General features: G+C 71.0%; 24 protein-coding genes and 1 tRNA gene. 15 read left to right on the forward strand and 10 right to left on the reverse strand.

The genetic code is table 11. The annotated features are described in order from the left end of the window. Positions 1-59 precede the first annotated feature (59 nt). Together BMY97_RS37660 and BMY97_RS37665 are read right to left on the reverse strand one after the other, a co-directional pair. A complete protein-coding gene (locus tag BMY97_RS37660; protein ID WP_091627112.1) occupies positions 60-1595 on the reverse strand; it encodes a sensor histidine kinase in 1536 nt (511 codons plus the stop codon). Then, positions 1573-2322, reverse strand: coding sequence for a response regulator transcription factor (locus BMY97_RS37665; protein ID WP_091627115.1), 750 nt, complete (start codon positions 2320-2322; stop codon positions 1573-1575). The genes BMY97_RS37660 and BMY97_RS37665 overlap by 23 nt, the downstream gene beginning before the upstream one ends. A gap of 183 nt (positions 2323-2505) precedes the next feature. On the opposite strand from BMY97_RS37665, the gene BMY97_RS37670 reads away from it, so the two are divergent. The 5 genes from BMY97_RS37670 to BMY97_RS37690 all read left to right on the forward strand — a co-directional run bounded on the left by BMY97_RS37670 (position 2506) and on the right by BMY97_RS37690 (position 5528). After that, entirely contained in the window at positions 2506-3126 is a 621-nt protein-coding gene (locus BMY97_RS37670; RefSeq protein ID WP_091627118.1) for a hypothetical protein, read from the forward strand. A 120-nt stretch (positions 3127-3246) separates the two neighbouring features. Beyond that, on the forward strand, positions 3247-4443 hold the full coding sequence (locus BMY97_RS37675; protein ID WP_091627281.1) for a sensor histidine kinase: 1197 nt from the start codon (positions 3247-3249) through the stop codon (positions 4441-4443). Continuing rightward, positions 4440-5105 carry a response regulator gene (locus BMY97_RS37680; RefSeq protein WP_091627120.1) on the forward strand — a complete coding sequence of 222 codons (666 nt, stop codon included), beginning with the start codon at positions 4440-4442 and terminating at the stop codon, positions 5103-5105. The genes BMY97_RS37675 and BMY97_RS37680 overlap by 4 nt, the downstream gene beginning before the upstream one ends. A 7-nt stretch (positions 5106-5112) precedes the next feature. Further along, a complete protein-coding gene (locus BMY97_RS37685) occupies positions 5113-5319 on the forward strand; it encodes a hypothetical protein (RefSeq protein WP_091627123.1) in 207 nt (68 codons plus the stop codon). A 2-nt stretch (positions 5320-5321) separates the two neighbouring features. After that, positions 5322-5528: a hypothetical protein gene (locus BMY97_RS37690; RefSeq protein ID WP_091627126.1), complete on the forward strand. Its 207-nt coding sequence runs from the start codon at positions 5322-5324 to the stop codon at positions 5526-5528. Position 5529: 1 nt separating this feature from the next. Here BMY97_RS37690 and BMY97_RS37695 read toward each other — a convergent pair whose 3' ends face one another. Beyond that, positions 5530-5976 carry a nitroreductase family deazaflavin-dependent oxidoreductase gene (locus BMY97_RS37695; protein WP_091627128.1) on the reverse strand — a complete coding sequence of 149 codons (447 nt, stop codon included), beginning with the start codon at positions 5974-5976 and terminating at the stop codon, positions 5530-5532. A 127-nt stretch (positions 5977-6103) separates the two neighbouring features. Between BMY97_RS37695 and BMY97_RS37700 the strand changes: the two genes are divergently transcribed. Next, complete coding sequence (locus BMY97_RS37700; RefSeq protein ID WP_091627131.1) at positions 6104-6781, forward strand: TetR/AcrR family transcriptional regulator; 678 nt, start codon at positions 6104-6106, stop codon at positions 6779-6781. Between the two features lie 52 nt (positions 6782-6833). Continuing rightward, positions 6834-8354: a 3-hydroxyacyl-CoA dehydrogenase gene (locus BMY97_RS37705; protein ID WP_091627134.1), complete on the forward strand. Its 1521-nt coding sequence runs from the start codon at positions 6834-6836 to the stop codon at positions 8352-8354. A gap of 4 nt (positions 8355-8358) precedes the next feature. Here BMY97_RS37705 and BMY97_RS47400 read toward each other — a convergent pair whose 3' ends face one another. The 3 genes from BMY97_RS47400 to BMY97_RS37725 form a co-directional block, all read right to left on the reverse strand. Further along, complete coding sequence (locus BMY97_RS47400; protein ID WP_245787704.1) at positions 8359-8949, reverse strand: L,D-transpeptidase; 591 nt, start codon at positions 8947-8949, stop codon at positions 8359-8361. 117 nt (positions 8950-9066) lie between these two features. After that, complete coding sequence (locus tag BMY97_RS37720) at positions 9067-11877, reverse strand: PQQ-dependent sugar dehydrogenase (protein ID WP_091627139.1); 2811 nt, start codon at positions 11875-11877, stop codon at positions 9067-9069. Between the two features lie 99 nt (positions 11878-11976). Next, positions 11977-12606, reverse strand: a complete 630-nt coding sequence (locus tag BMY97_RS37725; protein WP_091627142.1) for a L,D-transpeptidase — start codon at positions 12604-12606, stop codon at positions 11977-11979. Positions 12607-12839: 233 nt separating this feature from the next. On the opposite strand from BMY97_RS37725, the gene BMY97_RS37730 reads away from it, so the two are divergent. After that, positions 12840-13346, forward strand: a complete 507-nt coding sequence (locus BMY97_RS37730; protein WP_091627145.1) for a hypothetical protein — start codon at positions 12840-12842, stop codon at positions 13344-13346. Between the two features lie 20 nt (positions 13347-13366). Here BMY97_RS37730 and BMY97_RS37735 read toward each other — a convergent pair whose 3' ends face one another. Next, a complete protein-coding gene (locus tag BMY97_RS37735) occupies positions 13367-13933 on the reverse strand; it encodes a TetR/AcrR family transcriptional regulator (protein ID WP_091627147.1) in 567 nt (188 codons plus the stop codon). A 94-nt stretch (positions 13934-14027) separates the two neighbouring features. Between BMY97_RS37735 and budC the strand changes: the two genes are divergently transcribed. After that, entirely contained in the window at positions 14028-14795 is a 768-nt protein-coding gene (budC, locus tag BMY97_RS37740; RefSeq protein ID WP_091627150.1) for a meso-2,3-butanediol dehydrogenase, read from the forward strand. A gap of 22 nt (positions 14796-14817) precedes the next feature. On the opposite strand, the gene BMY97_RS37745 is transcribed toward budC, so the two are convergent. Then, positions 14818-15708, reverse strand: a complete 891-nt coding sequence (locus BMY97_RS37745; protein WP_091627287.1) for a serine/threonine-protein kinase — start codon at positions 15706-15708, stop codon at positions 14818-14820. Positions 15709-15733: 25 nt separating this feature from the next. Further along, positions 15734-17488, reverse strand: a complete 1755-nt coding sequence (locus tag BMY97_RS37750) for an N-6 DNA methylase (RefSeq protein WP_091627290.1) — start codon at positions 17486-17488, stop codon at positions 15734-15736. Positions 17489-17565: 77 nt separating this feature from the next. On the opposite strand from BMY97_RS37750, the gene BMY97_RS37755 reads away from it, so the two are divergent. The 6 genes from BMY97_RS37755 to BMY97_RS37780 all read left to right on the forward strand — a co-directional run bounded on the left by BMY97_RS37755 (position 17566) and on the right by BMY97_RS37780 (position 22620). Beyond that, positions 17566-18318 (forward strand): PP2C family protein-serine/threonine phosphatase, encoded by a 753-nt coding sequence (locus BMY97_RS37755; RefSeq protein ID WP_091627152.1) that lies wholly within the window; start codon positions 17566-17568, stop codon positions 18316-18318. A 64-nt stretch (positions 18319-18382) separates the two neighbouring features. Beyond that, positions 18383-18467 (forward strand) — tRNA-Ser (locus BMY97_RS37760). Between the two features lie 489 nt (positions 18468-18956). Continuing rightward, positions 18957-19217, forward strand: coding sequence for a hypothetical protein (locus tag BMY97_RS37765; protein WP_091627155.1), 261 nt, complete (start codon positions 18957-18959; stop codon positions 19215-19217). A 6-nt stretch (positions 19218-19223) separates the two neighbouring features. Then, on the forward strand, positions 19224-19472 hold the full coding sequence (locus BMY97_RS37770; RefSeq protein WP_091627157.1) for a hypothetical protein: 249 nt from the start codon (positions 19224-19226) through the stop codon (positions 19470-19472). Between the two features lie 26 nt (positions 19473-19498). After that, a complete protein-coding gene (locus BMY97_RS37775; protein WP_091627160.1) occupies positions 19499-22252 on the forward strand; it encodes an FtsK/SpoIIIE domain-containing protein in 2754 nt (917 codons plus the stop codon). After that, the gene (locus BMY97_RS37780; RefSeq protein WP_091627162.1) at positions 22249-22620 is read left to right on the forward strand and encodes a hypothetical protein; all 372 of its coding nucleotides are present in this window, start codon (positions 22249-22251) and stop codon (positions 22618-22620) included. The genes BMY97_RS37775 and BMY97_RS37780 overlap by 4 nt, the downstream gene beginning before the upstream one ends. A gap of 530 nt (positions 22621-23150) precedes the next feature. On the opposite strand, the gene BMY97_RS37785 is transcribed toward BMY97_RS37780, so the two are convergent. Continuing rightward, complete coding sequence (locus BMY97_RS37785; RefSeq protein WP_177231725.1) at positions 23151-25601, reverse strand: endonuclease/exonuclease/phosphatase family protein; 2451 nt, start codon at positions 25599-25601, stop codon at positions 23151-23153. Positions 25602-25629: the final 28 nt, after the last annotated feature.

Genomic DNA, 25629 nt, shown 5'->3' on the forward strand with positions numbered 1-25629 from the left:
AAAGCCCACGAACGGGTCACCCGCATTCAGTCCTTAACGGACACACCACGCGTAAGCTATCACAATACCTGTGGGAAAACCGCGGTGAACTCCGTGCGCCCTGGCCGGCTCGTCACCATCACGCGGCCCCGGTGGGCGCCCACCACAGCGGCGACGATGGCCAGTCCCAGCCCGGTGCTGCCGGCCGCGCGGGATCGGGAGTTGTCGCCCCGCGCGAAGCGCTCGAAGACCTCCGGCAGGATCTCCGGCGGGATGCCGGGGCCGTCGTCGAGGATGGACAGCGTGACCCAACCGTCGCGTGTGGACAGTGTGGTGGTCACGGTGGTGCCGGGCGGGGTGTGGTTGCGGGCGTTGCCGAGCAGGTTCAGCACGACCTGGTGCAGCTGGTCGTCGTCGCCGAGGACGCTCAGGGGCTCGCCCGGCGCTTCGAGCAGCCACTTGTGGTCCGGGCCCGCGACGTGCGAGTCCGCGACGGCGTCGGCCACCAGGCGCGAGAGGTCCACCCGCTCGTGCACCCGCGCGCGGCCCGAGTCGAGCCGCGCGAGCAGCAGCAGGTCCTCCACCAGCGTGGTCATCCGCGCCGATTCGGACTCGACGCGGCTCATGGCGAACGCGACGTCCGGCGGCACCTGCTCACCGCTGCGCCGGGTCAGCTCGGCGTAACCGCGGATGGCGGCCAGCGGCGTCCGCAGCTCGTGGCTGGCGTCGGCGACGAACTGGCGGACCCGGCTCTCGCTGGCCTGCCGCGCCGAGAGGGCGTTCGCGATGTGGCCGAGCATCCGGTTGAGCGCGAAGCCGACCTTGCCGACCTCCGTGTGCGGGTCGGTGTCCACCTCGTCCACCCGCTCCGAAAGCGCCACCTCACCGCGGTCGAGCTTCAGCTCCGAGACGCGTGACGCCGTGGCGGCCAGCCGGTCCAGCGGCGCCATCGTGCGCCGGATCGTGATAGCGCCGACGAAGCCCGCGACGAGCAGCCCGCCGAGCGCCACCCCGCCGAAGATGAAACCCAAGCGCCACAACGTGTCCTTCACGTCCACCAGCGGCAGCCCGACCACCGTGAACTCGCCGGCCGGGGAGAACGACGACACCACGCGGTATTCGCCGAGCGCACCCCCGAGGTTGATGGTGCGGCGCTGGCCGTCGGGTGGCAGGCCGAGCAGCATCGACTGCTGCTGCGGCGTGACGTCCTGCAGCGGCGGCCTCCCCACCGGCGGCTTGCCCGACGACGTGGACGGGTTCGCCTCGAAGTTCAGCACCTTCGCGTTCACGACGCCGTTTTTGTGCACCTGGACGGCCAGCGTGCCGTCGACCTGGCCGAGCACGCGTAACGGGTCCGGCGGGGGCTTGTCGCCGTAGTTCCACGGCGGCAGCCCGCCACCGCGATGGGAGCCGCGCTCGCTGGTCGCCGAGAGCCGCTTGTCGACCTGGCTGACCAGGAATTCGTTCAACGCCAGCTCGGTGACCACGCCGACGACCAGGCACACCAGTGCGAGCAGCGCGGCGAGCTGCACGATCAGCCGCCGGCGCAGCGACCACGGCCTTCGCTCGCGCCTCGTCCGCGGCGCGGCGGGCTCAGCCGGCGGGCTTGAGTACATACCCCGCGCCGCGCATCGTGTGGATCATCGGCTCGCGGTCGGCGTCGATCTTCTTCCGCAGGTACGAGATGTACAGCTCGACGATGTTGGCCTGGCCGCCGAAGTCGTAGCTCCAGACGCGGTCGAGGATCTGCGCCTTTGACAGCACGCGCTTGGGGTTGCGCATCAGGTAGCGCAGCAGCTCGAACTCGGTGGCGGTGAGCGGCACCAGATCGCCGCCGCGGTGCACTTCGCGGCTGTCCTCGTCCAGCGTGAGGTCGCCGACGACGAGCTGGGAGCCGCTCGCGCCCGTCACCCCGCTGGCCCGCCGCAGCAGCGCGCGCAGCCGGAGCGCGACCTCTTCGAGGCTGAACGGCTTGGTGACGTAGTCGTCGCCGCCCGCGGTGAGCCCGGCGATGCGGTCCTCGACGGCGTCCTTGGCGGTGAGGAACAGGACCGGCAGGTACGGCGCCTCCGCGCGCATGCGGCGCAGCACTTCGAGGCCGTCGAAGTCGGGCAGCATCACGTCGAGCACAACGGCGTCGGGCCGGAAATCGCGCGCGACGCGGACGGCCTCGGTGCCGTCGCCCGCGCTGCGGACCTCCCAGCCCTCCATGCGCAGCGCCATTGAGACGAGTTCGGCCAGGGTCGACTCGTCGTCGACCACCAGTACCCGGACGGGGCTGCCGTCGGCCCGGCGCAAATCGGCCTTCCCGCGGCCCTGCGACGTGGCGTTCATACCGCTCATGGTGACATCCTCGGGCGCTTCCGTCAGGGCGAGCTGTGGCGCGCCTGTGCGTTTCCTGTGCGAATCACCCCGCAACACCGGCGCCGGGCCATCTCCACAGGGCCCACCCACGCCGAACACAGCTCCCGCACAGCGATGGCGCCGAACCTCGGTGCGGACAAGCCCGTACCAGGCGGAGGAACCATGACGACCGAGCCCACCGACCCAGCACAGGGCCCCACCTGGGGCGCCGCTCCCGGTACCCCGGGCGCCGCCGTTCCCCCGCAGAAGAAGGCCTGGTCCGGACGCAAGACCGCGATCGCCGCGGGGGTCGCGGTGGTGATCGCCGTGGGCGGCGGCCTGGCGATCTGGGCCGGCACCAGCTCCAACGGCGCGTCGGCCCAGCAGGGCTTCGGCGGCCCGGGTGGCCCTGGCGGCACCGGCGGCCCTGGCGGTTTCGCCGGCCGCGCGGGTGGTTTCGGCGGCGGCGCGGCCGCCCTGCGCGACGCCCTGCACGGCGACTTCGTGGTCGCCGACCCGACCGGCGGCTACGTGACCGAACGCCTGCAGACCGGCGACGTCTCCGCGCTCAGCGCCACCTCCGTGACGCTGACCAGCAAGGACGGCTACAAGCAGACGTACGCCATCGACTCGTCCACGCAGAAGACCGGCAACGTCAAGACGGGCGACAACGTCACCGTCGTCGCCAAGGTCAGCGGCACCACCGCCACGGCCACCACCCTCGGCGAGGCGACCACCCTCCAGCCCGGTGGCCAGGGCCAGTACGGCCAGCCGGGCCAGGGCCGCCGCCGCTACGGCAGCTGACCCGGCTCCCACCGGCGGTGGCACGACGTTCCCCTCGTCGTGCCGCCGCCGTTTTTCGCGGGCGGGTTCTTCGGCCCTGAAAACCCAACGCGACCGCCCGCTCGCAGTAAGTTGGCGGGCGTGCGGGACATCAGCGGGTCATTGGCGCGGCAGTCGTTGCTGGTCGCCGTGGTCTGCCTGGTCTGTGACGCCTCGTTGTTCATCCTGCGGGGACCGCTCGGGGAAGCCGGCTGGCGAGCGTGGGCCGTGCTGCTGGGCGGGGTGGCCGTCGACCTCGCCCTGGCCGGGGCGGCGCGGCATTCCGGGTGGGTGGCGCTCGCGCACGCAATCGTCTTCGCGAGCGGGCCGATCCTGCTCTGCCCGTGCACCGGTTACGTCATCGGCAACAACGCGGGCCTGCTCATCGCCGGGTACCGGGCCGGCGCGTGGCTGCGGACGGGGCCCGCGGTGCTCGCGCTCGCCGCGACGGTCACCGGCATCGGCACCAGCGAGTGGCTCGGCGGCGGACGCGGGGCCGCAGCCCCGCTGATCCTCATCAGCATGGGCGTCACCGGGTTGCTGCCGTGGCTCGTCGGGCGGTACACGACGGCGCGGCGCGCGTACATCGCCGACCTCGAGCGGGCCACGGAGCAACGACAGCGGCACGAAGCGGAGGCCGTGCGCCGCGCTGTGCTCGAAGAGCGCGAGACCATCGCGCGCGATCTGCACGACGTGATCTCCCATCACGTCAGCGCCATCGGCGTCCACGCCGGCGCCGCGCGGCTCAGTCTGCCCACCAAAGCCTTACCCACCACCAACAATCCCGGAGACGGCGAGGGTGACGCCGCCGTCCGGCAGTCGCTCGGGGCCGTCGAGTCCGCCAGCCGGTCCGCGATGGCCGACCTGCGCCGCCTGCTCGACCTCCTCCACGCCCGCGACGACGAAGCCGGCCAACCCGGCCTCGACAACCTCGACGAGCTGCTCGGCACCGTCCGCGAGGCCGGCCTGCCCGTGCACCTGACCGTCCACGGCGACGTCCGCGAAATCCCCGGCTCACTCGACGTCGCGCTGTACCGGATCGCGCAGGAAGCACTGACCAACGCGCTGCGCCACGGCACCGGGCCGGTCGAGATCGAGCTGGACCGGCGGCGCACCGAGATCGTCCTGGCCGTGACCAACAGGGTGAGCTCCGCCAGGCCGGACGGCGAAGGCGCCCACCGCGGGCTCGCCGGGATCCGGCAGCGCGTGACGCTGTTCGGCGGCAAAGTCGAGTACGGCCAGCTACCCGACGGGCCGAGCTGGCGCGTCCGGGCGAGTTTTCCCCTGGAGGTGGCATGATCCGTGTCCTGCTCGCCGACGACCACGCGATGTTCCGCTCCGGCATGCGGGCCCTGCTGGACACCCAGCCGGACTTCGAGTGCGTGGGCGAGGCTGCCGACGGGCGTGAAGCCGTCACCGAAACCGCACGCCTGCGCCCGGACGTCACGGTCCTCGACGTCCGCATGCCGCGCCTCGACGGGCTCGCCGCCACCGAAGCGATCCTCAGCGCGCCCGGCAACGACACCCGCATCCTCGTGCTGACCACCTACGACGCCGACGAGTACGTCTACCGCGCCCTTCGTGCCGGCGCGAGCGGCTTCCTGCTGAAGAGCCTCTCGCCGGAGGAGCTGGTCGCCGCCATGCGCGTCGCGGCCAGGGGTGACGCGTTGATCGACCCTTCGGTGACGCGGCGGCTCGTCGAGCACTTCGCCACCAGCCTCGAACCCCGCGCGGCCGAGCCGCCGGAGCTGGCACGGCTGACCTCACGCGAACGCGAGGTGCTCCTGCTCATCGCCGACGCCTGCAGCAACGCGGAGATCGCGCGCCGGCTCCAAGTCGGGGAGGAGACTGTGAAGACGCACGTCTCCCGCGTGCTGGCGAAGCTCGGCCTGCGCGACCGCGTGCACGCCGTCGTCTACGCGTACCAGAACGACCTCGTGACCCGCCCGAACCTGAAATGAGGCACCGATGAAGGCGCAACGCTGGATTTCGCTCGTCGCCGGGGTGATTCTGCTGCTCATCGGCATTCTGTGGACGCTTCAAGGCGCCAACGTGATCACCGGCAGCGGCATGTCCGGGCAGAAGCTGTGGTTCCTGATCGGCCTGGTCGCGGCGGTCGTGGGGCTCGTGCTCCTGGTGACGGGCGCGCGACGTTCGCCGAAGAAGACGAGCTGACCATGGCCCGCTGGATCTCGCTCGCCGTCGGGGTGATCCTCTTGCTGGTGGGCGCCGTGTGGGTGCTGCAGGGCGCCGGGGTCGTCACCGGCAGCTTCATGACGGGCCAGAAGCTGTGGTTCCTGATCGGACTGGCCTCGTTCCTGGTCGGCGTGGTCGTGGTCGCCGCCACGACCCGGCGCTCCGCCCGGAAGAGCCCGAAGAACTGACTCAGGCCGCCAGGATCTCGAACACCGGGTAGCCCGGGGCGATGTCACGCAGCTTCGCCTCGGGCGCGTCGGCGTCCACGCCGTCGAAGAAGACGCCGACCTCGAACTTCCAGCGCTTCAGGTACGAGCGCAGCACGGCGGGCTTCTCGTCGTCGGGCAGCTCGCGGTAGGTGAACGCCTGCACCCGGTTCCCGACCCGCAGCTGCCCCTCGCCGGCCACGCGCAGGTTGCGCACCCACTGCGTCTCCCCGCGCGGCGCGACCAGGAACTGCTTGCCCTCGAACGGCAACAGGTTCACCGGCACTTCGCGGACCGCGCCGCTCTTGCGGCCGCGGACCATCAGCACCCGGCTGCCCCACACGCTGACGCCGAGCTTGGTCAGCTGCTGCACCATCTTGTTGGACACCCGGGTCGCCAGGCCCGGCTCGAGGTAACGGGTCGCGGTCATCGTGGACTCCCTCAGTCGGTGAGAGCAGTGCTCTCGGTTGAGATCAGTGAACACCCGCTCACCGGCTGAGTCAAGAGCAGTGCTCTCTATTTGGTGCATCGATCTCGGACCTGGCACACTGAGCACCATGGCCGCCATCCGCAACGCCCGTGAACGGGCCCGCGCCGAGCTGACACAGGAGATCAAGGACGAGGCCCGCCGCCAGCTGGGCGAGGTCGGCCCGCACGGGCTGTCGCTGCGCGCGGTCGCACGGGAGCTGGGCATGGTCTCCTCGGCGCTGTACCGGTACTTCCCCAGCCGCGACCGGCTGCTCACCGACCTGATCGTCGACGCGTACAACGCCGTCGGTGAAGCAGCGGAGGCCGGCGATCCCGGCCGGGGCGAGCACCGCACACGCTGGCGCGAGATCTGGCGGGCGACGCGGGCGTGGGCGAAAGCACACCGGCACGAGTACACGCTGATCTACGGCTCGCCCGTGCCCGGCTACCAGGCGCCGGAGGAGACCGTGGCGCCCGCGAGCCGCGTCGCGCTGGCGCTGGTCGCCGTGCTGGCCGACGCCCAGCCGCACGAGCCCGCGGTCACCGCCCCGATGCCCGCCGCACTGCGGGAACAGGCGGAAACGCTGGCCGCCGCGCTGGGCGTGGACATCCCGGCGGAGACCGGAACCCGTTTGGTGGCCGCCTGGACCCAGCTCTTCGGCGCGATCAGCTTCGAGCTGTTCGGCCACTACGTCGGCAGCGTCGACCCGGCGGACGCCTACTTCGAGCACCTGATCGGCCAGATGGCCGACTTCGTGGGGCTCTGAGGAAAACCGGGTACGTTCGCCGGGAAGACCAACGCGGGAAGGCGGGTTCGACGTGACGGGATGGGCCGGGCGGGTCGGCAGGATCCGGGTGATCGGGACCGGGGTGATGGGGCGCGGGATCGTCCAGCTGGCCGCGACCGGCGGGGTCACCGTCGAACTGGCGGACGTGCGGGCCGACGCCGTGCAGGCGGCGATCGAGTACGTCAGCGGCATGCTCGATCGGCTCGAGTCGAAGGGCAGGCTGACCGCCGAGCAGGCCAGGGCCGCCAAGGGCCGGCTGGTCCCCGTGGCCGCGCCGGCCGCCCCCGCCGACGGCGTGGACCTGGTGATCGAGGCCGTCCGCGAAGATCTCGAAACCAAGCGGGCCCTGTTCGCCGACCTGGAACGGGTCTGCGCGCCGGAGACGGTGTTCGCCACCAACACCAGTTCCCTGTCCGTCACCGAGATCGCGGCCGGACTGGCCGATCCGGCGCGGATGATCGGGCTGCACTTCTTCAACCCGGTCCCGCTGATGCGGCTGGTCGAGGTCGTGCCGGGCGTGCGCACGCACCCGTGGCTGCCCGGCGAAGCACTCGAACTGGTCCGCGGCTGGGGCCACGAACCGGTGCTCGCCCGCGACGCGCCGGGGTTCCTGGTCAACCACGCCGGGCGGGGGCTGAACACCGAGGCGCTGCAGATCCTGTCGGAATCGGTCGCCGAGCCGGTGGACGTCGACCGCATCGCGCGGGACGTGCTGGGGCTGAAGCTGGGGCCGTTCGAACTGCTGGACCTGACCGGGCTGGACGTCTCGCACGCCGTGCTGGAGAGCATCTGGAGCGGGTTCCACTCCGAGCCGCGGCTGCGACCGTCGTGGCTGACGCGTCCCCGGGTGGCGGCCGGGCTGTTCGGCCGCAAGAACGGCGAGGGCTTTTACCGTTACGTGGACGGGAAACAGGAGGCCCCGGCCGAGCCGGCCGCGCCGCCGGTGCCGGACATGCCGGTGTTCACCTCGGACGAGCGGCTGGGCCGGCTGCTGGCCGCGGCCGGGGTGCAGGTCGTCTCCGACGCCTACCCGGACGCCGTGCTGCTGCTCACTTTGCGCGGTGAGTCCACTGTGGAGGCCGCTGCCCGCGAGGGCCTGCCCGCCGATCGCGTGTGCGGGGTGGACGCGCTCGGCGCGTACGAACGCCGCTTCACCCTGTCCGTCCACCCCGGACTGGATCCGGCGGCGGGGCGCGCCGCGTGGGGCGCACTGGCCGGGACCGGGCTACCGGTGACCATCGTGCGTGACGGGCCGGCGCCCATTGCCCAGCGGCTGCTGGCCTCGATCGTCAACACCGCCTGTTACCTCGCCGACCAGGGCCTCGCCGTGCCCGCCGACATCGACACCGCCGTCCGCCTCGGCCTCGGCTACCCGCGCGGCCCGCTGGAGTGGGGCGACCTCGTCGGCCCCGACAAGGTGCTGCGCGTCCTCACCGGGCTCGCCGAGTCCACCGGGGACCCGCGCTACCGGCCGAGCGGGTGGCTGACCGAGCGGGTGGCGCTCGGCCTGCCGCTGACCGCCACCGGCACCCGGCCGGCCGACCTGCACTGAGCGCCTACTTGACGACCTGGACCTCGTCGCCCTTTTCGAGGGTGTTGAAGAACTTCAGCGACGAGGTCTGGGAGAGGTGCACGCAGCCGTTGGAGTACTTGCTCAGCGAGCCCTCGTGGAACGCGACGCCCGGGTAGAAGAACACGGAGTTCGGCATCGGCGCGTTGTCGAACTCGCGGCTGAGGTGCATCTTCTCCTTGGACAGCACCTTCCACGTGCCGAGCGGGGTCGTGCTGCCCGCCTTGCCGGGCATGGTCTTCACCGGGCCGTAGGTGATCTGGCCGTTGTCGAGCAGCCAGGCCTGGTGGCTCGAAAGGTCCACACACGCCTTCGCGGTGATGGTGCACGGGACGCCCGGCGCCATCTCCTTCTTCTCCTCGACCGGCTTCTCCTTGACCGGGGCGGACGAGGTGGCCGGCGCGTCCGGCGTGGCGGGCGCGCTCTGGTCCGCGGGCTGCGCGGCCGGCGAGGTGACCGGAATGTCCGAAGTGGAGGGGAGCGCGGTCCCCGTCGTCGCACCCGCCACGGAGCAGGCGCTCATCAGCGCCGCAGCGGCCACAGTGGACAGACCGATCAGAATTTTCTTGACCCGCACGACTACCCCCGAAAGCTCGGTTTTGCTTTACGGGGAATGAGACGTGCCGGGCCGGGCTGAGGTTGACCTCGCGGAAGCGGCGAACATCACCGCAACCTCAGCCCGGCCCGCGCGTCCTCACCAGTGGCGGTCGACCGCCCCGCCGGCGAGCGTGTACACGATGTAACCGCCCTGGAAGTCACTGCGGAAACCGCCGCCGGAGATCGCGTACTCGTCCGATATCGGCAACCCCAGGTACGACCGCTCCCAGCCGATCGCGGCCCAGCGGTTGCGGATCTCTCCCTGCACGTTGTGCGCGCCCGTGGCCGCGCTCCAGTAGATCGACCCGTTCTTGGTGAAGTGGTTGTACCGCGCTCCGCCGCCCGGCGTCGCGGACTCGTCCGTGGTCGGGTAGCCCATCCCGCGCTCGTAGCCGAACGCGGCCCACTTCCGTTTGATCTCGCCGCCGATCTGGTGCGCGCCGGTCGACGGCGTCCAGTAGATCGAGCTGCCGCCGCTGAAGTGGTTGAACCGCCCGACGCCGTCGGGGGTCGCGGTCTCGTCGGTGATCGGGTAGCCCAAGCCCCGCTCGTACCCGAACTCCGCCCACTTCTGCCGGATCGCGCCGCCGATCTGGTGCGCGCCAGTGGACGGCGTCCAGTAGACCGAGCTGCCGCCGGCGAAGTGGTTGTACCGCCCCACTCCGTCCGGGGTCGCCGTCTCGTCGTTGAGCGGCGGCCCGAACTTCAGGTGCCCGCCGATCGCCAGGTACTCGGCGAGGATCGACCCGCCGACCTCGTGCACGCCGGTCTGCGCCGACCAATAGAGCCGGCCGTTCGCGTACGGCCGCAGGTGCACCGGGCCGTCGACGACCTCGGGCCCGGTGGGATTCCCGAGCGACGCGCGCAACGCGGGCTCGGCGGCGTACCGCTGGTCGATCGCGGACACGTAGTTCGCGGTCAGCGTCTGGTCACCGGTGCCGACGGTGATCGACCACGACGTCGTCGTCGGACCGCCCTGCCAGCCGGCGAACTTCGACGCGCCGTCGCTGCCCAGCGTCGAAGCGGTCACGTCGAACTTCGCGCCCTCGGCGACCATCGCGCTGCTGACGCCGCCCTCGCTCGGGATGCTCAACGCGGCCGGCTGCGTGCTCACGAGCGTGAGCCGGTGCTGCCGGGGCAACGCGACGTACGTGCTGCTCGCCTGCACGCCCGCGCTGTCGGTCACCGTCGCGGTGAACTCCATGCGCGAGTCGGTGTGGTCGGTGAACGGCACGGTCAGCGAAGGCCCGGTCGCGCCTTCGCCCGGGTGCACGTGGCAGGCGCCGAGGTCCGGGCAGTGCCGGATCAGCGACGTCCACGTGACGGGCAGGGCGCCGTCCTCGGCGTCGGTGGCGGTCGCGGAGAGCGCGATGGATTCGCCGACGGCGAAGTCCGCCTGAGCCGGAGGTGTCAGCGCGACCGTCGGCGAGTGGTTGCCCGGCGCGACCGCGACGGTGGTGGTTCCCTTGGCGCCCAACGGGTCCTGGACGGTGAGGGTCGCGGTGAACTGCGTGCCCGCGGCGTACTGGTGGCTGGCCTTCACGCCGGTCCCCGTGGTGCCGTCGCCGAAGTCCCAGGCGTAGCTGATCGGGTCGCCGTCGAAGTCGTATGAGCCGCTGCCGTCGAAGGCGACGGTGCGGGTGTCCGGGTCGGTGGACGAGGTCGCCACCGCGACCGGCGCGGAGTTGTTCGTCGAGTAGCTCAGCCTTCGCAGCAGGCCCGAGTTGAGGTCGCTGAACACGATGTCGCCGTTGGGGGCCGAGGAGATGCGCGTTACCCCGCCGATGTTGGAGAACGGCGGCGGGTTCTGGGGCGCCTGCGTGAGCTTGCCCTGCGCGTCGTACTTCAGCGTCCACATCTTCAGGCCCGCGTAGTCGCCGAAGAAGTACGCGCCCTGGTAGGCCGCCGGATACGTCGTTCCACTGTAGACAATCCCGCCGGTGACGCTGTTGCCCTGCGCCGGTCCGGTGCCGTGCTGGTGCTCCCACAGCGGCGGGGTGTTCACGACCGACGCGCACCGCGCGTCGACCGAGTAGCCGGGCGTCGGGTGGTTGCCCTCCCAGCACGGCCACGCGAGGTTGGCGCCGGGCTGCACGACGTCGACCTCTTCCCAGGTGTACCAGCCGACGTCGCCGACCACCGGCAGACCGCTCTTCGGGTCGAGCGTGAAGCGGAACGGGTTGCGGAAGCCACTCGCGAACACCTTGGAGCGCACGGAATCCGGCGCGGCGGCGTCGTAGTACGGGTTCCCGGGCACCGCCTTGCCGTCCGCGGTGAGGTGCAGGATCTTGCCGAACGGCGAGTTCAGGTCCTGCGCGGCGAAGGCGACCTCGTTGGTCTTGCCCGCGTCGCCGTTGTCGCCGATGGAGTACCAGAGTGTGCCGTCGGCCGCGGGGATCACGGTGTCGACGCCGTGGATGTACCACTGGCTGCCCGGCACGTCGAAGATCACCTGCTCCTCGGCGAGCCCGGACGGGCGGCCGGCGCGGTCAAGGGTCACGGTGAAGCGCGCGGCCCGCTGGAAGTACGCGCCGTTGCCCGTGCTGACCGAGCGGTTCAGGTAGATGTGGTGCGTGGTGGCGTAATCCGGGGCGAGCGCGATGCTGGTGAGCCCGATGTCGCCCTGCGACTCGACGTTGAAGGTCGCGATCTGCACCGGCGTGCCCGCGCCGTTCGGGGGCACCCAGTTGACGACGCCGGATTTGCCGAGCGCCAGCACGCTGTCGTCGGGCAGCCAGGCGAAGTCGGTGAACTGGTAGGCCGCCAGCCCCGTCGGGATGTCCCGGAGCACGAACCCCGGTGGCAGCGACGGCGTCCCCGCGGCGGCGGCCGGTGTGGCCACCGCGGGTGCCAGCGCAAGAGCCGTCACAGCGGCCACGAACAACGTACGAAGTCTTCCCAAGGCCATCGATGGCCCCCTTCCCCAAGTGACCGCTTGTCGCCTGGGGAAGGCCAATTGTTGCCACGATCGAGTGATATTTACCCGAACGTGACACTAAGAGTAGTTTCAGGGCACCACCTGGACGACGTCACCGACGGCCAGGGTGTTGAAGAACTTCAGCGAGGACGTCGCCGAGAGGTGCACGCAGCCGTGTGAGTACGCCCTCAGGCTGCCGGTGTGGAAGGCGTCGCCCGGGTAGAAGAAGACCGAGTTGGGCATTTTCGCGTTGTCGAACTCGCGGCTGTAGTGCATCTTCTCCTTCGACAGCACGTGGAACGTGCCCGTCGGAGTCGGATTGGCCTTCTGGCCGGGCAGCATGGAGACCGGCCCGTAGACGACGTTGCCGTCCTCGAGCAGCCAGGCGCGGTGCGCGGACAGGTCGACGCAGGCGCTGGTGCCGCTCGCCGCCGCGGCCTTCGCGCACGGCACGTTCGCGGTGCTCACCGGCGGCTTCGGCTTGGGCTTGGGCGGCGCCGGCTTGGGCGTGGCCTTGGACGTGCTCGGCGGACTCGACGGCGTGGGCGCCGGGCTGCTCGTGGTCGGCGCCGGGGTCGTGGTGGCCGGCGCGCTGCTGCTCGCCCCCGCGGCCACGGCGCCGCCGCCGGTCGTGGACCCCGCGTCGGACGAGCCGCCGGAACACGCGGCCAGCGCGAACGCACTGGCCAGCCCCACCGCACCCACCAAAATCCTCTTCACGATCCGGCACCCCCACGAAGTTTTCCAGGCTCGACCCTGTCTACCCGGCAAAGACGGGCCACACCCGCCGACGGTTGCGATCGGAAGGTCACGATCAGGTAGCCGACCCCCCGTGCGGGTGAAGGTCCACCCGTGGATGGAGCAGTGGATCCACCTGGGACCCGCCCGTGCGCCGACGAGATCCGCGCCCGTTCAGCCGACTCTTGAGGGACCACGGAAACAGAGGAGTCCCGATGAGCCCGGCCACTGTCCTGCTTTACGTCGCGATCGCGGCGCTGGTCATCTACCGCGTGATCTACCGCCAGCTGCGCGGCACGCTGCTCAGCCGCAAGGGGCTGATGCTGATGCCGCTGATCCTGGTGGCCATCGGTGTCTTCACCGCGCTCCAGGCGCTGCCGCGGGCCAGTGCCGGCGAACTGGCGCTGCTCGGGGTCGACATCGTGGTCCTGGGCGCGCTCGGCGCACTGCGCAGCGCGACCACCACGCTCACCCGCAGCGGCAACACGACCTTCCAGAAGGGCTCGGCCCTCACGCTGGTCCTGTGGCTCGCGACGATCGCCGTCCGCGTCGGCTTCGGCTTCCTCGGCGGGACGCTGGGCGTGAGCGGGGCGCTGACGTCGTCGACGATCATGCTCACCCTCGGCATCAGCATCGCCGTGCAGAACGGCCTGACCTACCTGCGGATCCAGCGGCTCGGCCTGCCGCTGGCCGATCAGGACCGCCGGTCCGTCAACGCTTGATGCCCGAGCAGTCGGCACGCTCAGCCGAGCGTGCCGACAACTTCGCGCAGTTGCACAAAAGCCTGGTCGATCAGCGTGGCCAAGCCGGTGGATGCGTCGGCCTGCCACCGGCTCGTGGCACTCCTGAAGGTGTCCATCCCGATCTGCGCGCACAGGTGCGCGATGCGCTGCTCGGTCCCGCGGGCCCGCAAGGCCTCGGTCATGGCGTCGATGAGCGCCGCGGTCTTGGCCAGCGAGCGTTCGTGGAGCGCCGGGGTCGTGGCGACCAGGCGCGCGCCGGGCTCGGAGACCACCCGGTTGCGCTCGAAGAGCGGCACGCTCGCGTGGAAGGCGGCCTGGATCGTCGGGAGCGGTTTGGTGCCCTCGGGCACCGCCGCGATCGCGTTGGTCAGCGTCTCGCGCAACTCGGCCTCGCCACCGAACAGGACCTCGCGCTTGTCGGCGAAATGCCGGAAGAACGTGCGCTCGGTGACGCCGGCGCGGGTGGCGATGCGCTGGGCCGTGGTCTGGTCGTAGCCGTGCTCGACGAACAGCTCGACGGCGGCCAGTTCGAGCCGTCGCCGGACCGGTTCTCCGCTTCGTGGCATCCGTCGATGCTAGCACGAAAAGTCGCGGTTGCGTCAGCGGCTGACGTATCTTATCGTCAGTAACTGACACAACCTGCTCGGCCAAGGAGAGCACATGGAACACCGATTCGACGGGCGCACGGTCGTCGTCACCGGGGCGAGCTCCGGCATCGGCGTCGGCATCGCCCGGCGCTTCGCCGCGGAGGGGGCCAACCTGGTCATCGCGGCCCGGCGCAAGAACCGGCTCGACGAGCTCGCGGCCGAGCTCGGCCCGGACCGGGTGCTCGCGGTCGCCACCGACGTCCGCCGCCAGGAGGACGTGCAGGCGATGATCAGCGCCGGCGCGGAGCGCTTCGGCGGGATCGACGTACTGGTCTCCAACGCCGGCCTCGGCCTGGCCAAGCCCTTCGAGGAGACCACGCTCGAAGACTGGCGGCTGGTGCTGGGCACCGACCTGGACAGCGCCTTCTTCGGCGCCCAGGCCGCGCTGCCGCACCTCAAAGCGAGCCGCGGCAGCATCGTCCACATCGCCTCGGCCTCCGGGCTCGGCGGCGACCGGCGGCTGACCGCCTACAACGCGGCCAAGGGCGCGGTGGTGAATTTCACCCGCGGGCTCGCCTTCGACCTCGGCCCGCACGGGATCCGCGTCAACGCCGTCACCCCGTCCCTCACGATCGGCCCGGAGCACCGGGACCATCCCGGGCTCGAGCAGCTGGTCGAGAAGTTCAATCCGCGCCGGGCGCTGGCCGGCTACTCCACCCCGGACGACATCGGCGCCGCGGTCGCGTTCCTGGCCGGTGCGGACGCCCGGTTCATCACCGGCGCGATCCTGCCGGTCGACGGCGGGATCACCGCCGGCAGCGGCCAGCCCGACCTGTTCTGACGAGCGGCGTTCCGTCCAGCGGTCAGGACGGCATCCGGCCGACCATCCGCGCGTACATCCGGGCCGGGCTCGGCACCGACGCCGGGTGGAGGAATCCGGGCAGCGGCGGCAGATCACGGACGAACGGCGTGAGGCGCGCGTACAGCACGTCCGCGCCGGCCGGCCGTTCCTCGGGGTCCTTCGCCAGCGTCGAGGCGAGCACGGCGTTCAACGCGGGCGGCACGCCGAGCACGGCCGGCGGAGCGTCCTTCACCTGCTTGTCGAAGACCGCGTACGCAGTGGGGCCGGTGAAGAGTTGTTTGCCGGTAAGCATTTCGTGCAGCACACAGCCCAGCGCGTACAGGTCGCTTCGCGGCTCCGCGAGCCCGCGCTGGATCTGCTCCGGCGCCATGTAAGACGGCGTGCCCAGCAGCTGCCCAGCGCGCGTGAAGCGGGCGACGTCCGCTTCGCGCAGTACAGCCAAACCGAAGTCCATCACCTTCACACTGCCGTCGGGACAGAGCATGAGGTTGGCCGGCTTGAGGTCGCGGTGGCACACCGAACGCGCGTGCGCCGCGGACAGCACGGCGGTGGCCTGGGCCGCGATCGCCGCCGCCCACGGGACCGGCAGCGGACCGTGCTCGGCCAGCAGGTCGGCCACCGTCACCCCCTCGACGAACTGCATGACCTGGAACAACCGGTCGTCGTGGGTGCCGAAGTCGTACAGCGCCGGGACGCCCGCGTGATCGAGCGTCGCGAGGATCCGGGCTTCGCGCGCGAAGCGTTCTTCAAGCTCTTCGTCGCGTCCCGGCAGCCGCAGCAGCTTGATCGCGACGCGCCGGCCGAGCCGCCGGTCGTGCCCGCGGTGCACGGCCCCCATCCCGCCGCGGCCCAGCGGCAGCTCGTCGACCTCATAACGATCGGCGATGAGCATGGGCCCCCTCACAGCGTCGCGGCGCTCACCCGGCACCGGGCCGAAGCCGTCCTTCGGCGAGCGCGGCAAAGCCTAGCCGGACCAGGTCACGGCCGATTTCCGCCGTCGTCCGCAGGGCCCGGTCGAACTCCGCGAGCGCGCGGAACGCGGCCCCGTACGCCCGCTGCGTCTCCAGCGGGTACCGCGGCACCTTGAGCCGGCGCGCGTCGATGCGGGTGGAGGCACTGTGCACGGGGAAGTCGGCGGCACGCAGGCAGCCGGCCAGGAACTCGGCGTCGAGGCGCCGGGGGTCCACGCGGTAGAGCGACAGCGACGGGCCCAGCCGGACCGGTGGTCCACTGTGGACGCCGACGGCACCGGTCACGGAAGCGACGACGTCCCCCTCGTGCGCGGTCACGGCCGCCTCGTCGGGCGCCGCGCGGCCGGTGGGCGGGCCGCCGGCCAGCACGTCGTCGGCGGTCAGCAGGGGCTCGTCCCCGTCGGCGGGCCGCGGCGGGGCGTGCCACACCTGGAGCGCGCCGGACTTCACCAGCTCGCCGACGGTGGTGTGCGCCAGCTCCTCGGCGGCCGGCTCCAGCGGCGGCAGCCGGAGCCCGGCTTTGTCGAAAAGCTGTTGTGCGGCAAGGAAAGCCTGCCCCGAGTCCTCGCGCGCGGTACGGCGCAGCGCGGGCGTGAGGTCAACGTCGTCGTCGAGCAGGTCGATGATCCGCTCGCCGACGGCCTCCGGTCGCTCGACGTACGCGCGCCACAGCGGTTCGACCTCGGCGACGTCGGCCTCGGCGATCAGCGCGGTGCCGGGCGGACGCTCCCCGGGCGCCGGGCGCGTGAGCAGCCACAGGTCGGGGCCGCCGGACGCGAAGGTGACCACCGCGCGCAGTGCCCCGGCCCGCAGCAGGTTCGCGCGGATCCGCTTGCCACTGCGTCGTCCCGCGGCCGCGCCCGGCATCAGGATCGCGACCGCGCCGCCCGGCTTCGCGTGCGCCAGGCAGTGCTGGACCCACGCGAGCTCGGACTCGCCGCGCGGCGGCAGGCCGTACTCCCAGCGCGCGTCGCCGAGCAGCTCTTCCTGGCCCCACGAGCGTTCGTTGAACGGCGGGTCGCACAGCACGACATCGGCCTCCTGGCCGGCGAAGGCGTCCTCCCGGAGCGCGTCGGCAGCGTGGACCTCGGTGTCGACTTCTCGCAGCTGTAGCCGCAACCCGGCGATCTTCGCCGTGGTGACGTCGCTGTCCTGGCCGCGCGCGCTCTTCGCGCCGCTCGCCAGCAGGAGGGAGCCGAAGCCGCACGCGGGGTCGAGCACGGTGGTCCCCCTCGCGCCGGTGAGCCGGACCATCAGGTCGGCGTACTCGGGCGGCGTCGGCGAGAGACGGCGGGAATGGGCCTCGAAGTAGCGCTCGCAAAGCTGCTCGAACGTCCACGCCGCGCCCTTGTCCACGGCCAGCCGGGTCAGCATGGCCCGAAGATCGGGGTCGTCATCGGCCCGCGGCACGGGGTGCGCCAGGTACGCTCCGGCAGCGGCGACCCGGGCCCCCAGCTCCAGGTCGTCGCCGAGGGCACGCAGCTGCTGCCAGGCGCGGTCGATCGGGGCGAGCTCGAACGGGCGGCCGCGGCCGCGCAACCAGGCCTGGACCTCGGGCAAGGAGAACAGCGGGCTGGAAGCGGTGCCGCCCACCGGGCGCGGGAAGTCGCCGTGGCGCCGCCGCCAGTTGCTCACCGCGGCCCGGCGCACACCCGCCAGCCGGGCGATGTCAGCGGCGCTGACTGCCGCGTCGTCTTCCATGGCCAGCACCATAGCCGATGACTGCGGTTTCCAGCATTTCGCTTGTTAACTCAGTCAACCAGTGGTTTTATGGACTCATGGTTAACGAGCAGTCCCGGTTCGTCCTGCGGTACGCCGCGGGCTCCGACACCGGGCGACGACGCCGGATCAACGAAGATTCCGTCTACGCCAGCGGGCGCCTGCTTGCTGTCGCCGACGGTATCGGTGGTCAGCCCCACGGTGAAGTGGCCAGCGCGACGGCGGTCGGGGTGCTCGCGAGCCTGGACACGGAACTGGGCTCACTCGAACTGGCCTCGCTCGACCTCGGCGCCACCCTCGCCGACGGCGTGCGGCGCATCGACGAGCGGCTCGCCGAGGTCGCGGAGGCCGACCCGGCCACCCACGGCATGGGCACCACCCTGACCGCCCTGCTGTTCGACGGCACCCAGTTCGCCGCCGCCCACATCGGCGACTCGCGCGGCTACCTCCTGCGCGAAGGCGACCTGCACCGGCTGACCCACGACCACACACTCGTCCAGGCGCTGGTCGAGGACGGCCGCATCTCGCAGGCCGACGCGGCCGACCACCCGCGCCGCTCGCTGCTCATGAAGGCGTTGCTGAGCACCGGCTCGGGTGAACCGGACGTCTGGACGTTCACCCCGCAACCGGGCGACCGCTACCTGCTCTGCTCCGACGGCCTCACCGCGGGCGCCGACGAGCCGTCCATCCGCGACGCACTGGAGGCCGGCGCCCCCGCCGAAGTCGTCCCGGCCCTGATCGCGCTGGCCAACGAAGGCGGCGGCCCGGACAACATCACCATCGTCGTCGCGGACGTCGTCGAGGCCGAGTAGACCCCGTCCCCGCGGACCGGACCACCTTCCGGGCGGTACCACCCCATCCGGTACCCTTCTCCACGGAGGATTGGCCGAGCGGCCTAAGGCGCACGCTTGGAAAGCGTGTTGGGTTCACGCCCTCGCAGGTTCGAATCCTGTATCCTCCGCGTTTCACACAGAACGCCGGGCAGCTCCTCGCGAGCGGTCCGGCGTTTTGCTTTCCCCGACACCCGGAACCCGGCCGCGGAGTCGACATATCGCGGCCCGTGCATGCGGAAAAGGGCGTTCGGAAAAGATCGATAGCCGAATTCGCGGCGTCCGGACGGGTCAGGACTCGGCTATCCGCAGGCACCCGCTAGGCTTCGCGACAGACTTGTTCGTACCCGCTCGGAGAGGTTCTTCGGTGTCACGAATACCGGCTTGACCTGGGCGCGGCAGAGCGCGGGCATCTCGATACACGCAGGTAGGCAGGCTGGCGCGCGGGGTCGGGATGACCGTTTTCGGACCCGGTCCGCCGCCGCCCGCGAGGCCCCGGACGTCACCACGTCCGGGGCCTTGTCCATTCTCCTGTTCTCACTTACTTACCGAAAACACCTGATCACGCTAAGTTTGTGTGTGGTCGTTCCAGCCCCCGACGTACCGAGGAGTCCGCCCACATGGCCGGAGTGGAAGAGATCCGCGCTGGTATCGCGCTCGCGAACGAGAAGGCGTCCGCGAGCATCGCCGCACTGCAGCAGGCCGCGCAAGCTCTCGAAGAAGCGCAGCTGTCGCTTTCGCAGGCGACCCAGGGCAGCAGCCAGCACGAGGTGAACCAGGCACACGGGCTGCTGTCCGAAGCATTGAACGGGATAAGCGGGATGCAAAGCACCATCCAGGCCGGAATCTCCTCGGCCGACTCCTACTCGGCCCGCCTCTAGCCCACCATGTCGGGACTCGCCGAGATTCACCAGCTGCTCACCGCCGTGCAGGCGGGCCTCACCGACGGGCGGGCCCACGCCGAGCGGGCGAAGAACCTGCTCGGCGACGCCCGTCAGGCACTCGTCGACGCGCAGGCGAAAGCCGATCCGTGGCTGCCGCAGCAACTGGTGATGGCCGACGAGGGAATCGACCACCTCCTCACCCGTTTAGCCGCCGCCGACGACCTGGTGAGCGGATACCAGTCACGCCTGTAGGGACGACCGCGTCATGAGCGAAACCGATGGCTAACAAGGCAAGCGAGCAGCGCAACCGCGTGCAGACCGCGCTGGAGCGCGTCCGCCACCAGATCGGGCTCGTCCTCGGCGCGGCCGCGGGCGCGCGGGAGATGGCGGAGGCCGAGCTGTCCCGGCTGATGCTGGAGCAGGAGATCGTCCGGATCGGCATGAACCACGCCGACGCCGAGCAGCAGACGGAATGGGCGCGGCATCCGGCCGCGCACGAGGTGTTCGCGTCGCTCGGCGGGGTCCGCAACGCGTTCTACACCGACTGGAGCACGGGGCCGAACGCCCTGCGCGAACTGGTCGCCGCGAACGCGCCGGGCCCCGCCGGGCGCCCGCCGGGCGAATGGCTCGGCCGCGTGGGCACCAACCCCGGCGTGACCGGCCCCGGGCTCTGGCGGGTCGGCTCGGCGACGGCGGCGGGACGCGACATCTCCCGCACGTTCGACGTGGCCGTGCCGCTGCTGGACGAGTCCCACCTGGCGATCACGTCGGCGCCCAAGACGCGGCCGGTCGTCGACGGCATCGTGCAGAACCTGCTGATGCGAGTGCTGTCCGCGTTCGAACCGGGGGCGGTCAAGGTGCACCTGTGGGACGTCGGGCAGCTGACCGCGATCCTGCCCGACCTGTACCCGCTCAGCCGCACCAGCGCGTTGTCGCTGTACGACCCGACGCGGCTGGAGGACCTGCTCGACGAGCTGGCCGGCCACATCCGCCGCATCCACGCGACGGGCATGCAGGCCGGGCACACGTCGTTGCGGGAGCTGCGAAAGGCCACCGGGCAGCGAGTGGAGCCGTACCGGATCGCGGTGCTGTACGGCAACGGCGAGACGCTCGAGCCCGAGCGCGCGCGGGACCTCAAGCGCGTGGCGAGCGGTGCGCTCGCCGCCGGGATCTGCCTGATCCTGGTGGACGTGCCGACGGCCGTCAGCGCGTCGATCGAAACGCTGAGCCTGCTCGACGAACGACGCGCGGTCAGCAGCATGACGGGCAGCGACCTGGTCGTGGACCTGGACCCGGCGCTGCCTTCGGGCCAGGTGATCCGCGCGGCGGGGCGGATCGCGGAGGCGCTGATCGCCAAGCAGGGCGGGCCGCGCGCGTTCGCGGACCTGCTGCCGACGGAGCTCGGCCAGGAGAATTCGGCTCGGGAGCTTCGCGCGTCCGTCGGGTTCTACGAGGGCGAGAGCGTGGAGGTCGTGATCGGCGATGCCAGCCCGCACGCCCTGATCGGCGGGCCGAGCGGGTCCGGCAAGACCAACTTCCTGTACGCGCTGCTGGGCAGCCTGGCCGCGCGCTACACCCCGGACGAACTGGCGCTGTACCTGCTGGACTTCAAGGAGGGCGTCTCGTTCGCGGGGCTCGCGCCCGGCCGCAAGGACGCCAGCTGGCTGCCGCACGCGAAGCTGGTCGGCGTCAACGTGAACACCGACCGCGAGTTCGGCTTGGCGCTGCTGCGTTTCCTGGCCGACGAGCTGCGCCGGCGCTCGGCCGCGGCCAAGGAGCACGAGGTGACCAACCTGGCCGACCTGCGCGAGCAGGACCCGGGCGGGCACTGGCCGCGGATCGTGGCCGTGATCGACGAGTTCCAGTACCTGTTCGCGGGCCGCGACCAGGTGACCGCGCAGGCGACGCAGCTGCTCGAGGACATCGCGCGGCGCGGCCGTTCGCAGGGCATCCACCTGGTGCTGGCGAGTCAGGACGTCGCGGGCATCGAGGCGTTCTGGGGCAAGCCGGCCGTGTTCGAGCAGTGCACACTGCGCATCGCGATGCCGAAGGCGCGGCGGGTGCTGGCGGAGACGAACAACGCGGCGGTCTCGGCGCCCAAGTGGCACGCGGTGATCAACCACGACTCCGGCGTCGCGCACGGCAACATGCTCGCGCACGTGCCGGATTCCAGCAGCCGCAACGTGTTCGTGAACCTGCAGCACCAGCTCTGGGAGCTGTACTCCGGGCGGTTCCCGCGCCCGCGCCTGTTCGACGGCGCGCATTCGCCGGTGCTGGAACAGTTCCCGGCGTACACGGAACTCAAGCCGGGCTCGAAGCCGCGCGCGCTTCTGGGCCAGTCCATCGACGTCACGGAGGCGGCCTGCGGCGTGGAGCTGCCCCGGGCGCCGGGCCGCAACGTCGCGGTGCTGGGCGGCGCGACGGCGGAGGCACTGTCCATCATGGACTCGGCCGCGCGCTCACTCGCCCGCCAGTTCGAGGTCGGCGAGGTGGAATTCGTGCTGAGCTGCGCCATCGACGCCTGCGCGCCCGCCGTGCTGGAGCTGACGGAGCGGCTGCGCGCCGAAGGCCACGTCGCCACCCTCGCCGACGACCTGCCGGCCACGCTGACGTCGGTCGCGGAGTCGATGTCCACTTCGGACGTCGCCACGAAGGTCCTGCTGCTGTACGGCGTGGACGCGGCGCTGCCGGCCCTGGAGACCAAGGCCGTCGGCCAGCCGAAGAGCGGCTTGGACCACCTGCGCACGGTGCTGAAGCAGGGCCCCGGCCACGGCGTGCACGCCATCGGCTGGTGGCGCAGCATCGCGCGGCTCAAGGACACCCTGGGTTTCGGCGGCACGGACGACATCGGCGCTTGGGCGGCGCTGGACGTGCAGGGCAACGAGCTTTCGCCGTTCGCCGCGGGCCTGGTCGTGCACTGGTCCCCGCGCCCGGGCCGCGCCCTGTTCTTCGACCGCACGACGCACAGCGCGCCGGAGGTCATCATCCCGTTCCAGCGCCCCGACCCCGACCCCGCGGGAGGCACCCCATGACCGGCGAAAACCCCGGCGCGGCCATGCGTTACAAGGAGGTCGTGGGCATGGCCCGCGGCTCGGCGGAAAACCTGCGCGCCTGGGAACTGGCCCGCGCGGACGAGATCGAACGCCAGCTCGCCGAGGCCCACGCCGCCGTCGCCGCCGCCACCGAACGCGAATCGAAGGCGGGCGAACGCGCGGCGCGCTGGTGGAAAATGGCCCTGCACAACGTCTCGCGTCTGACCTTTGTGGACTCTTCGGAGGAACCACAGGCGGTGACCACGGCTCGGCCGCAGTATTTGGAGCGGTACTTGGAGGAAGTGAAGCCGAGTTACCAGGAGCTGGTGCAGGCGGTGTTGAGCTTGGGGTGGCGCGCTAAACGCTGACCCACGAGCCCAAAAAGGGGGATATTTCCAGCGAAATCACTCGTCCGTGAAGGTCAGCCGGTAACCTTACCCACGCCGAAATGCGAGGGTGCCGACCATCACCATGCACCAAGAACAGCAAACTGCGCCCACGTCACCAAAACAGCCCAAAGACAAGGCCGTCCGTCGGCACTGCAGGTCGGCGCCCCAGCGACAGCACTTGCGGGCTCCACTGGCAGCAGAACTGCATTCGCAGCCACCCGAAACTCCACCGTCACGCGGTCCCGACCCCCCAGGACAGCTTACCGAGCCACCAGGACTGCCTTTCCACTCCCTCTCCCTTGGCGGGCGATTCAAGAAAGGACAGTCCGTCGTCGGCGGCCGCACTCATACCGACACCCTGTACGCCTCGCAATGCGAGACCACCGAGCAGTTTCGAACTCGAGTCGGTGTGCGACCTGGCCGGCCAGTTCGTGATTGTCAACCCGGTTGCTCCAAAACGGAAGGCCGCCACGGGCAATCCGTGGCGGCCTCCGACGTTCGACCAAATCCTACTTACGCGGCGCAGTCCGCCCCAGCAATTGGTCCACGTAATCCGCCAAGTCATACGCCCAGTCCGCCAGCTTGTTCCCCGCGGAAGGCCGGAACCGGACGATCTGCGGATCATGGTCGCTGGCCTGGTCCGCGAACTCCGCGTTGATGTGAACCACGTCGTAGTCCACCCCTCGCAAAGCGGCCGAAGCCAGGATGTGGTCCAGCACCTGTGACTGGCCCTCGAACACGTAGCTGTACCGCTCCGCGGCGGGCAGTGTCGAGATGAGGTCCTTCAGGTACCCACCCGAAGTCAGCTTCGCCAACGCCGGCGAGAACTGGTAATCGTTCAGGTCGCCGGCCACCACGACGTTGGCGCCGGGGTCCGCGGTCAGGAGCTTGCCGACGAAGGACTGCAGCACCGTCGCCTGCTTCTGGCGCTGGACTTCCGAGCTGCGCGTCGGCGGCTGGTAACGGCCGTGCGTCGGCTGGTCGCCGCCCTTCGAGTTGAAGTGGTTGGCGATGATGAACACCGTGCGGCCCTGGAAGACGAACTCGCCGGCCAGCGGCTTGCGGCTGTCGGTCCAGGCCTCGTTGGTCGGGTCCACGCGGCCCGGGGACTGGGTCAGGTGCGCCTTGCCGTGGTCCTTCACGACGTCCACCGAGGACAGCGCGCCGCCGCCCGGTCGATCTACAAAGGACACCCGTGCCGGGTTGAACAGGAAGCCCACGCGGATGTTCCCGCCCGGCTGGCCGCCGTCGGCGTCGTTGACCGGGTCGATCTCGCGCGCCTGGTAGTGCGGGCCGCCCGCCGCGACGATCGCGTCGGTGAACTTCTTGAGCGTCACGTCGGAGGCGACCACACCGTCGTTCGTCGCGCCGTCGTTGTCCTGGATCTCCTCCAGGTTCACCACGTCCGGCGCCGCCAGGTTGTCGACGATGCCGTGCGCCAGCTGCGCGAACTTCGTGTCCGGGTCGGACGGCGCGAGGTTCTCCACGTTGTACGTCGCCACCGCGAGCTCACCCGGACGCTGCCGCCGCGTGACCTCCTTCTGCAGCTTGCTGTCCTTCGCCGCGCCGAGCTGCGAAGCGAACAGCGTGTAGCCGCCGAAGCTGCTGTACTCGACCGGGCCGGAGGTCACGCCGGTGAGCACGTCGCCGGTGTTGACCTTCGGGAACGGCTGCTGGTCGAACGGGATGATCGACTGGACCTTCAGCACACCGGTGTTGATCTTGTCGTACGACGGGTAGACCGTGCCGCCGCGCGGCGTCGGGTTCTGCTGCGGCTTCGTGGTCACGTACAGCTCATCGTAGCTGTTGCTCGGGCCGACGACCCGCGCGTCCGAGACGCTGACGATCTCGCTCTCGTGCGACTCCCAGAAGTCCAGCGAGTACTTGGCCGGCTCCAGCGGCAGCGGCTCGATGTTCCCGCCCGTGTTCGGCGCCAGCACGTCCGGCACCTGGTCCGGCGTGATGACGGTCGGGGCGGGCAGCGGGTTCGCGTGCGAGCCGACCGTCCACTGTGCACTGCTCAGCTCGGTCAGCGACTGGTAGTTCGACGTCGCCGGGGCGTCCGGGTAGAACTCCTTGACCGTGCCGGACGCGGTGATCGCGTCACCGACCGCCACGGCGGGCGTGGTCGAGCCGGTGAACACGAACAGGCCCTCGCTGGTGCGCGGGTCGCTGTCCGGGTTCGGGTCGGTCATCCAGAAGCCGCGCGACGAACCGAACCCGCGGACCGCCGTGACGATGCCCGTGACGTCGCCGACCTTCTTGTCCTTGAACGGCGAGATCCGCGTGAACCCCTGGATGTCGTGGATCTTCGCGTCCACCGGCGGCTGGCCCGGGTCGCCGCCGCCACCGGCGGTCTCGCCCTTGGAGTTGGTGGCCGTCGCGTCGCCGACGGTGAAGTCGGCGCTGTTGTCGTCGGTGTCGGCGAGCGAGGCGGCGCGCGACACGGACGTCCCGTTCGCCGGGGCGGCCGTCGGGCTGCCCTCGCGGACGGTCGCGGCGCCGAAGCCCACCAGGTCCTTGACCCGCGGGTCGGCCGCGCAGTCGGCGGCGGTCTTGCAGGTCAGCGCCGTGGTGCCGTTGACAAGCGCTACGGTGCCCGCGGCCGCGGACATCGCGATCGCGCCGGTCGCGTCCGGCGTCGGCAACGCCACGGTGCCGCCCGCGCCCTTGCCCTCGGCGACCAGGTAACGCGCGCCGGCGCCGACACTGCCGGCCAGGTTGGTGACCTGCCACGTGCTGGTCGGCGACGCCGAGCCGGGCAGGTACTGCACGCTGTAGCGGTCGAGCGGGAACGCCGTGCCCCCACGGTTCCCGAGCTCGACGAAGTCGTTGGTGAGCGTGGTCCCCGAGTTGCCGCCACCGCCGTAGACCTCGGCGATGACCGCGTCCGCGCTGGGCGCGGCGAGCGCGGCCGGGGCGGCGACGCCGCTCAGCACAACACCCGTTACTACCGCCACGGACAACGTGGCTCTTCTGACGCCGGTG

Origin of the sequence: Amycolatopsis saalfeldensis (assembly GCF_900110575.1) — a bacterium.
Classification (GTDB): Bacteria; Actinomycetota; Actinomycetes; order Mycobacteriales; family Pseudonocardiaceae; genus Amycolatopsis; species Amycolatopsis saalfeldensis.

Excerpts from the sequence above, each read along its gene's own strand:
- BMY97_RS37660 (WP_091627112.1), bottom strand. The coding sequence starts at position 1,595 with ATGTACTCAAGCCCGCCGGCTGAGCCCGCCGCGCCGCGGACGAGGCGC.
- BMY97_RS37665 (WP_091627115.1), bottom strand. The coding sequence starts at position 2,322 with ATGAGCGGTATGAACGCCACGTCGCAGGGCCGCGGGAAGGCCGATTTG.
- BMY97_RS37670 (WP_091627118.1), top strand. The coding sequence starts at position 2,506 with ATGACGACCGAGCCCACCGACCCAGCACAGGGCCCCACCTGGGGCGCC.
- BMY97_RS37680 (WP_091627120.1), top strand. The coding sequence starts at position 4,440 with ATGATCCGTGTCCTGCTCGCCGACGACCACGCGATGTTCCGCTCCGGC.
- BMY97_RS37685 (WP_091627123.1), top strand. The coding sequence starts at position 5,113 with ATGAAGGCGCAACGCTGGATTTCGCTCGTCGCCGGGGTGATTCTGCTG.
- BMY97_RS37690 (WP_091627126.1), top strand. The coding sequence starts at position 5,322 with ATGGCCCGCTGGATCTCGCTCGCCGTCGGGGTGATCCTCTTGCTGGTG.
- BMY97_RS37695 (WP_091627128.1), bottom strand. The coding sequence starts at position 5,976 with ATGACCGCGACCCGTTACCTCGAGCCGGGCCTGGCGACCCGGGTGTCC.
- BMY97_RS37700 (WP_091627131.1), top strand. The coding sequence starts at position 6,104 with ATGGCCGCCATCCGCAACGCCCGTGAACGGGCCCGCGCCGAGCTGACA.
- BMY97_RS37720 (WP_091627139.1), bottom strand. The coding sequence starts at position 11,877 with ATGGCCTTGGGAAGACTTCGTACGTTGTTCGTGGCCGCTGTGACGGCT.
- BMY97_RS37730 (WP_091627145.1), top strand. The coding sequence starts at position 12,840 with ATGAGCCCGGCCACTGTCCTGCTTTACGTCGCGATCGCGGCGCTGGTC.
- BMY97_RS37735 (WP_091627147.1), bottom strand. The coding sequence starts at position 13,933 with ATGCCACGAAGCGGAGAACCGGTCCGGCGACGGCTCGAACTGGCCGCC.
- budC (WP_091627150.1), top strand. The coding sequence starts at position 14,028 with ATGGAACACCGATTCGACGGGCGCACGGTCGTCGTCACCGGGGCGAGC.
- BMY97_RS37745 (WP_091627287.1), bottom strand. The coding sequence starts at position 15,708 with ATGCTCATCGCCGATCGTTATGAGGTCGACGAGCTGCCGCTGGGCCGC.
- BMY97_RS37750 (WP_091627290.1), bottom strand. The coding sequence starts at position 17,488 with ATGGAAGACGACGCGGCAGTCAGCGCCGCTGACATCGCCCGGCTGGCG.
- BMY97_RS37755 (WP_091627152.1), top strand. The coding sequence starts at position 17,566 with ATGGTTAACGAGCAGTCCCGGTTCGTCCTGCGGTACGCCGCGGGCTCC.
- BMY97_RS37765 (WP_091627155.1), top strand. The coding sequence starts at position 18,957 with ATGGCCGGAGTGGAAGAGATCCGCGCTGGTATCGCGCTCGCGAACGAG.
- BMY97_RS37770 (WP_091627157.1), top strand. The coding sequence starts at position 19,224 with ATGTCGGGACTCGCCGAGATTCACCAGCTGCTCACCGCCGTGCAGGCG.
- BMY97_RS37775 (WP_091627160.1), top strand. The coding sequence starts at position 19,499 with ATGGCTAACAAGGCAAGCGAGCAGCGCAACCGCGTGCAGACCGCGCTG.
- BMY97_RS37780 (WP_091627162.1), top strand. The coding sequence starts at position 22,249 with ATGACCGGCGAAAACCCCGGCGCGGCCATGCGTTACAAGGAGGTCGTG.